The organism is Actinomadura sp. CNU-125 (assembly GCF_001942465.1).
In the GTDB taxonomy this organism is placed as follows: Bacteria; Actinomycetota; Actinomycetes; order Streptosporangiales; family Streptosporangiaceae; genus Spirillospora.
Map to the genome: position 1 here is coordinate 1 of NZ_MKJY01000256.1, position 7,994 is coordinate 7,994.

Sequence of the window (7,994 nt, forward strand, 5' to 3'; positions counted from 1 at the left end):
CCGGCGGCCCTACCGCAGCCACCGGCGGCCCCACCGCAGCTCCCGGCCCCCGCGAGTTCCCCTATGGGGGCCGCACCACCGCCCCCGCGCGCGCTTGCACCCGTGCAGGGCGCCCCGGCACAGAACGTCCCGGTCCACTTCCAGCCGCCGCCCCCGGCCGACGCGACGCGCCCGGAACAGCCCCCCGGACGGACGCTGCTGGGCAAACTGTCGCGCGGCCGCGGACGTACGGAGCCGCCGCCCGCGCCCGCCGTGGACCTCGATCCGGGGGCGTTCGAGGCGACGACCACGTTCGGCGCGTCGCGGACGACCGGACGACGACCATGGGCGCGGTCGCCGACGACCGGACGACCACGATGGGCGCCGTCCCGTCCGGCGACGGCGAGACCCGCACGTTCGACGCGGTCGACCTGCCCGACTCCGGCGACACGACCGCCGGGAACCTCATCCCCGGGCTGCGCGCCTCGGACGACGACACCGCGCACCGTTCGTCGCGTCCCTCTTCCGGCGGGGTGCTCGGTTCGCTCGGCCGGATGCGCCGGCCCGGCAACCACGTGCTGGGCGTGGCGCTGTCGCTGCTCATCGGCGTCACCGTCGGCATCGCGATCATCGCGCTGGTGGTGTTGCCGCAGCTTAACGGGGACGACACGGCGGAGCCGCCCGTGGGCACGGGCGACACCCGTCCGGTGTCGTCGATCCCGGAGTCGTTCGCGGGAACGTGGACCGGCACCATGGTCAACAGCAACAGCCAGGCGTCCTTCCCCCTGGAGGTCACCTTCGAGAAGGGCGCCACCACGGCGCGCGCCGTCTACCCAAAGGAGCAGTGCACTGGCACCCTCACGTTCGAGAGCGGCACCGGCAGCAGCCTGAAGCTGGCCCTGGAAGTCCCCGCGCCGTGCACCTCCGGGGCCGTGGAAGCGTCCCTGCAGCCCGACGGGACCATCCGGTACACCTGGAGCAAGCCCGGCACGAATCTCGGCTACCAGGGCGCCATGAGCCGCCGCTGACCAGAACCCCGCTGACCAGAACCCGGCCGACCGTGAAGCCGGTCACGTAAGATGGCCCGGCTCCCAGCCCGACATCGGGCGTCACGGGTCCTGGACCGTCCCACTCGCCACTTGGGTTTAGCCTTGGCCCAGCGGCAGACGGTTCTTTAATGTTCATTGACCTGAGGAGAGGACGTGGAGACCCCCAACTCCACCGCCCTTCGGCGCGGCGGACGCCGCGCCGCCGTGGCCGTGTTCGCGATCGCCGCCGCCCTTCCTCTGCTGGGCACCTCGGTACCGACCGCGGCCGCCGCACCCGTCGCCGCGCCGATGGCCGACCCGGGCGACTCCAAGAAGTACCAGCAGCTCAGCAACCAGATCGAGAAGCTGGAGAAGGAGTACGGCGGCGACCTGGCGAAGCTGAAGGACACCGAGTACGCGGTCAAGAAGGCCATGCAGAAGGCCGCGGTCCTGGAGAAGGACCTGGTGGCGGCGCGCGAGGTCGTCGCGCGCCTGGCCGCCAACCGCTACATGACCGGCGGTGAGGACCCGACCGTCCAGTTCCTGGCGGCCGCCGAGCCGACCGACATGCTCAGCAACGCCAGCCTCATCACGCACCTCGCCCAGAACAAGGCGGCGAAGGTCGACCAGATCAAGAAGCTCATCGACGAGCAGAACCAGGCGCGCAAGAAGGCCGAGGAGAAGATCTCCGCCCTGGAGAAAGAGATCAAGGAACTCAAGGGCAAGCAGGCGGAGATCAAGCAACTCGTCAAGAAGTACAAGCCGGAGTCTCCGAGCACGGGCATGGGCGGCGTCACGCCCCGCATGCTCAAGACCAAGAACACCCTCGACGTGGAATTCGGACCGTTCCCGACGATCGGCTGCGTGCGCTACGTGGGCGACCCGCAGGACCACGGCACCGGCCACGCGTGCGACTTCATGGTCACGACCGGCGGCGCCGTGGCGTCCGGCAGCGCCAAGGCCCAGGGCGACGCGGTCGCCGAGTACGCCATCGCCAACGCCAGCGCCCTCGGGATCAAGTACGTGATCTGGCGCCAGCGCATCTACGACATGCGCAGCCCCGGCTGGGACCCGATGGAGAACCGCGGCGGCGCGACCGCGAACCACTACGACCACGTCCACATCTCGGTCTTCTAGACGTATACCGCTCTGACCACGGTCGGAGGTCACGACACCTCCCGAGAGGGCACAGGCTACGAGCGCTCATCAAGGGATCTCGCGACCCACATGCCCCCCGCGCGCTGAAGCACTCATTCGCGCGATGCCGCCCATGCCAGGTTGGGGCCGCCCGCGCGAATAAGCACTTCGAAACGTGTTCGGGACTGTGCGGTAGAGACGGCGAGCAGTCCGGAGCGACGTCGTCACCTCAGTCTTCGTCTGTCTCGACGAGGCCCACGGTGAAGGCGAACTTCTTCAGGTACTGGCGGTACTCCGGGTCCGTTTCGCTCGTCGCCATAGCCGCCAGCTCCTCAACCAAGCGAAGCTTGTCCGCGCCGGACAGTCGGCTCATGAAGTAGCTGGCCTGCTCCAGTTGCTTGACCGCCGTGTCATCGTCCACAACCGACTCATCACAGGTATCGAAGAACCATGTAAATGCGACGACCGTTTCCAGGAGTCGCTTGACCAACTCAGGAGATTCGTTCACCGCCACATCACACCAGGCACTACCGACAAGGCGACGACGGGAACCGATTCAGCAACACCGGCAGACCGCGCCGCCCAGGACGAGCCGTCAGCGTATGGCAGCACGCCAGGGACCTTGAGCATAATCGAACTGATAAGGATGCGTTAGCCGCCATGGGAGGCCCCATGCTCGACGAGGGTGACGGTCCGGATCGGTCCTATCGATTGCTCGTCGAGGCCGAACGGCTTGCCCGCACTATAAACACCCCATCCGTTGGGCACCCGGCAGGCTTTCAGTCATGGTCCTTGAAGGAGGTCGTGACGACGCTGGCCTTGATCAATCCGGGCGAAGCGGAACGTGTGGCCCGAACCATCACTGCCCCGCAGTGTCAAGCTGAAGCATTGGTAGAGGTCGCTGATGCGCTGTGGGAAGCGGAGCCACTGCGGGCTCGGGTGCTGCTCGCCGACGCAGAGCGTGTCTCTCAGGCAATCGGGCCGCACGAGGGATTCTTGAGAGGCCGCATCCTCGTCAGGGCGGCCGAGTTGCTGGCCAGGATGGATCCCGGCGACGCGGAGCGCCTCGCTCGCGCCACCAACAAGCCGACCGTCTGCCGGGTCGAAGCGTTGACGAAGGTCGCCGGGGTGCTGGTGGAGGCTGACGCAGGACGTGCCCGAATGCTGTTCGCGGACGCTGAGACCATCGCCCGGACACTCGACCATGAGCAGGAACGAGCACTGGCATGGATCGCCGGTGGAATGGCCCGGCTGGATGCCGACGAGGCCGAACGTCTCGCTCGTACCATCCCCGATCCCTATGCCCAAGGTCGAGCCTTGCGGGAGGTCACCCGAGCGCTGACCGAGCGGGACGTGGATACCGCCGAGCGTTTGGCCCGTACCATCACCGACCCTTTACGACAGGCTCAGGCACTGGAGGTGACCGCTGCCGCGCTGGCAACGGCAGCCCCCCAGCGGGCCCGGAAAATGCTCACCGACGCCGAACGGCTCGCCCGCACGATCCATCAGCCGTGGTACCGGGCCCGGACGCTGGTGCGGGTTGCCGACACTTTGGCCGAGGTGGATCCGGAGCAGGCCCGGCGGTTGATAGCCGACGCCGAACGGTTCCTCAGCACCGAGCATCATTCGAGCCCGGTACTGGAAGACGCCGCCAAGATGCTAACCAAGGTGGATCCGCGTGAAGCCGAGCGTCTCGCCCAAGCCATCCCGGAACCACGGCATCGTGCCAAGGCCCTGAAGAAGGTTGCCGAAGAGGTGGCTCGAACGGACCCTAACGACGCCGAGCGCATCGCCCACACCATCGCCCCCGGGCGCTCCAGGATCCAGACTCTTGTGGGGATCGCCGTAGCCAGAGCACTTGCTGTTCATGTCCACCGACCGGTCGAAGGCGAGGACGAACGATCTGTATGACCCCGTGGTCGGCAGCGCGCGAGATCGTTGATCTAGGATGCGACATCCCGGGCTGACGCCTTTGACCCGAGGGCACATCGGGTCGCGATCATGTGCAAGTCCACGGGGGCCTCACGTCCCAGGTCGGCGCGATCATTAAGAGGATCCCGGCTGGTCACGATCTTGTAGGTTCAGAGCTCGGTCTTCTGATTCATTCCGCCCCGAGGAGGACGCGTGGTTCCCTCCGCCGCGCTGACGCACGCCCTGACCGATCCCGGCGAGCCGCCGCTGCGTCCGCTGCCGGACGAGGTCGCCGAGCTGCTGCGGACGCTGGAGTGCCCGCCCCGGCTGGCCGCCCACCTCCGTCTCGTCCACGACGTCGCCGGGCGGCTCACCGGCTGGGTCGCGCGGCGGCATCCCGGCCTGCGGTTCGACCGGGACGCCGTGCTCTTCGGCGCCGCGACCCACGACATCGGCAAGATCCTGCACACCGCCGAGCTGTCCGGGCCCGGCGCGGCCCACGAACCGGACGGCCGGGACCTGCTGCTGCGGCACGGTGTCGACGCCGACCGCGCCCGCTTCGCGGCCACGCACGCGGCGTGGGCCGAACCCGGCGTCCCCCTCGAAGACCTGCTGGTGAGCCTGGCCGACGCGGTGTGGAAGGGCAAGCGCGTCCCGGACCTCGAAGACCTGGTCGTCGCCCGCCTCGCCGAGGCGGCCGGAGGGGAAGCCTGGGAGGAGTTCGCCGCCCTCGACGACCTCCTCACCGCCATCGGCGACACCGCCGACGGGCGGCTCGCCTTCCAGGCCGCCCACCCGATCCACGGCTGAACGAAGGGCGCCCCTCCGGCCGGAGGGGCGCCCTTCGTTCGCGGATCGTCTCGGTCGTCAGTCGGCGTAGCTCGGGAGCATCCGCTCGTGCGACTCCCGCAGCTCGTGCAGCGGAATGCTGAACAGCTCGTCCTGGGCGCCCGCGCTCGTCACGGTGAGGGCGTCGCCGCCCGCCACGCCGAGCTGCGACACCGGCACGCCGTGCGCCTCGCACAGCGCCTGGACCTTGCCCTCCGCGCCCGGCACGATCGCGACCATCGCCCGCGCCACCGACTCGCTGAACAGCGCCGTGAACGGGTCGCCGTGCAGCGTGATCCGGGCGCCGAGCCCGCCGCGCAGGCACGACTCCACCAGCGCCTGCGACAGGCCGCCGTCCGACAGGTCGTGCACGGTCGTCAGGAGCCCGTCCCGGACGGCCGACTGCAGGACGTTCGCGAGCGCCCGCTCCGCCGCCAGGTCGACCAGCGGCGGCAGCCCGCCCAGGTGCCCGTAGACGACGTGCGCCCATTCCGACCCGCCGAACTCCTCGCGCGTCTCGCCGAGCAGCGCGATCGTCGCGCCGTCCGACGTCAGCGACATGTTCACCCGGCGGCGGACGTCGTCGTGGACGCCCAGCACGCCGATGACCGGCGTCGGGTTGATCGGCGTCGAGCCCGTCTGGTTGTAGAAGCTGACGTTCCCGCCCGTGACGGGCACGCCCAGGTACTGGCACGCGTCCGCCAGGCCCGTCACGGCCTGCTGGAACTGCCACATGACGCCCGGGTCCTCCGGGGAGCCGAAGTTGAGGCAGTTCGTGACGGCCAGCGGACGGGCGCCGGTCGAGGCCACGTTGCGGTACGCCTCCGACAGCGCGAGCTGCGCGCCCGAGTACGGGTCGAGGCGCGTGTAGCGGCCGTTGCCGTCCAGCGACAGCGCGATGCCGAGCCCCGACTCGTCGTCGATCCGCACCACACCGGAGTTCTCCGGCATCGCCAGGACCGTGTTGCCGAGGACGTACCGGTCGTACTGCGACGTCACCCACGTCTTGCCCGCCAGGTTCGGCGCCCCGGCCAGCCACAGGACGGTCCGGCGCAGCTCGTCGCCCGTGGACGGGCGGGTCAGCCGTCCCGGCGTGTCGGACTGCAGGGCCCCGAGGTCGTGCGGGGGCTGCAGCGGACGCCGGTAGACGGGGCCCTCGTCGGCGGCGGTGCCCGGCGGGATGTCGACGATCGTCTCGCCCTGCCAGCGCATCACCAGGCGGCCCGTGTCGGTGACCGTGCCGATCACCGTCGCGGGGATCTCCCAGCGGCCGCAGATCTCCAGGAACCGGTCGACGTTGTCCGGCGTGACGACCGCCATCATGCGTTCCTGCGACTCGCTCATGAGGATTTCCTCGGGGCGCAGCGTCGCGTCGCGCAGCGGAACGGCGTCGAGCTCGACGTCCATGCCGCCGGTGCCGGCCGCCGCCAGCTCGGTCGTCGCGCACGACACCCCGGCGGCGCCGAGGTCCTGCACGCCGACCACGAGGTCCTCGCGGAACAGCTCCAGGCAGCACTCGATCAGGAGCTTCTCCATGAACGGGTCGCCGACCTGCACGGCCGGGCGCTTCTGCTGCGACTCGTCGTCGAACGTGGCCGACGCGAGGACGGACGCGCCGCCGATGCCGTCCGGGCCCGTCCCGGCACCGAACAGGATCACCTTGTTGCCCGGGCCGGGCGCGATCGCCCGCTGGATGTCGTCGTGCTTCATGACGCCCACGCACAGCGCGTTGACCAGCGGGTTCTGCGCGTAGCAGGCGTCGAAGACGGTCTCGCCGCCGATGTTGGGCAGGCCCAGCGAGTTGCCGTACCCGCCGACGCCCGCGACCACGCCGGGCAGCACCCGCTGCGTGTCGGGCGCGTCCGCCGGGCCGAACCGCAGCGAGTCCATCACCGCGATCGGCCGGGCGCCCATCGACATGATGTCGCGGACGATCCCGCCCACGCCCGTCGCGGCGCCCTGGTACGGCTCCACGTACGACGGGTGGTTGTGCGACTCGACCTTGAACGTGACCGCCCAGCCCTGGCCGATGTCCACGACGCCCGCGTTCTCGCCCATCCCGACGAGCAGCGCGTCCGTCTGCGGCGCCTTCTCACCGAACTGGCGCAGGTGCACCTTCGAGCTCTTGTAGGAGCAGTGCTCGCTCCACATCACCGAGTAGATGGCCAGCTCGGCCGACGTGGGGCGGCGCCCGAGGATCTGGCGGACGCGCCGGTACTCGTCTTCCTTCATGCCGAGTTCGGCGTACGGCTGCGGACGGTCCGGCGTCGCCGCCGCGACCGCGACCGTGTCCGTCCCGGCGGGCACCTCCGGCGGCGGACCGGACCCGAGCGCGGGCTGCGGACCCGTCCCCGGCCCGATCGCGTTCTGCGGCCCCGTCCCGGACTCCACGGCCCGGAACGGGCCGGTGCCGTCGCCCACGGCGGGCAGCGGGCTCGGCCCCCCGTTGACCGGACGCTCCGGCTCCGGGGTCACCGCGTCCTGCGGCCCCGTGCCCGCGCCCACGACGGGCTGCGGGCCGCTGCCCTGCCCGGGGGCGGGGAACGCGCCGCCGTGCGGGTCCACCGCGGCCTGCGGCCCGGTGCCCGCCCCGATCGCCGGGAACGACCCCGTGGTCGGGCTCTCCGGATACTGCGGCACCTCGTACTGGGGCACTTCGTACTGCGCGAGTTCGACGGCGTCCTGCGGGCCGAGCCTGCCCTTGCCGCGCATGACCACGCCCTGCAGCCCGGTCCCCGGGGGGAACTCCGGCTGCGGGCCGCTCGCACCGGTGCCGTGACCGGACGGTGCGTTGCCCTGCCCCATCGCGAACAGCGCGTCCGCGCCAGCGTAGGGCGGGTTCGCGCCGTCGGCGACGGTCTCCTGCGGGCCCGTCCCGGGCCCGACGGCCGGGATGCCGCCCGTGCCCTGGCCGATCGCGAACAGCGGGTCAGCGCCCGCGCCGGCGGGGTACTGCGGGTTCGCGCCGCCCTCACCGACGGCGCCTGCGGCCCCGTTCCGGTGCCGACGGCGGGGAAACCGCCCGTGTGCGGGCCGACCGGGGCCTGCGGCCCCGTACCGGAACCCACGGCCGGGAAACCGCCCGTGCCGGGGCCGACGGCCGGAAAGCCG

At 70.8% G+C, this 7,994-nt stretch carries 6 protein-coding genes; 4 read left to right on the forward strand and 2 right to left on the reverse strand.

Annotation, left to right across the window (positions count from 1 at the left end; translation table 11 throughout):
- Positions 1-323 precede the first annotated feature (323 nt).
- The gene (locus BJF79_RS27275; protein WP_075901627.1) at positions 324-1,007 is read left to right on the forward strand and encodes a hypothetical protein; all 684 of its coding nucleotides are present in this window, start codon (positions 324-326) and stop codon (positions 1,005-1,007) included.
- Positions 1,008-1,181: 174 nt separating this feature from the next.
- A complete protein-coding gene (locus BJF79_RS27280) occupies positions 1,182-2,144 on the forward strand; it encodes a coiled-coil domain-containing protein (RefSeq protein ID WP_075901629.1) in 963 nt (320 codons plus the stop codon).
- A gap of 229 nt (positions 2,145-2,373) precedes the next feature.
- Here the strand turns inward: BJF79_RS27280 and BJF79_RS27285 are convergent, their stop codons facing one another.
- Positions 2,374-2,652 (reverse strand): hypothetical protein, encoded by a 279-nt coding sequence (locus BJF79_RS27285; protein WP_143220200.1) that lies wholly within the window; start codon positions 2,650-2,652, stop codon positions 2,374-2,376.
- 164 nt (positions 2,653-2,816) lie between these two features.
- Between BJF79_RS27285 and BJF79_RS27290 the strand changes: the two genes are divergently transcribed.
- Together BJF79_RS27290 and BJF79_RS27295 are read left to right on the forward strand one after the other, a co-directional pair.
- A complete protein-coding gene (locus BJF79_RS27290) occupies positions 2,817-4,055 on the forward strand; it encodes a hypothetical protein (RefSeq protein WP_143220201.1) in 1,239 nt (412 codons plus the stop codon).
- Positions 4,056-4,268: 213 nt separating this feature from the next.
- Positions 4,269-4,865 (forward strand): HD domain-containing protein, encoded by a 597-nt coding sequence (locus BJF79_RS27295; RefSeq protein ID WP_262402657.1) that lies wholly within the window; start codon positions 4,269-4,271, stop codon positions 4,863-4,865.
- A 57-nt stretch (positions 4,866-4,922) separates the two neighbouring features.
- Here BJF79_RS27295 and purL read toward each other — a convergent pair whose 3' ends face one another.
- A complete protein-coding gene (gene purL / locus BJF79_RS27300) occupies positions 4,923-7,115 on the reverse strand; it encodes a phosphoribosylformylglycinamidine synthase subunit PurL (RefSeq protein WP_143220202.1) in 2,193 nt (730 codons plus the stop codon).
- Positions 7,116-7,994: the final 879 nt, after the last annotated feature.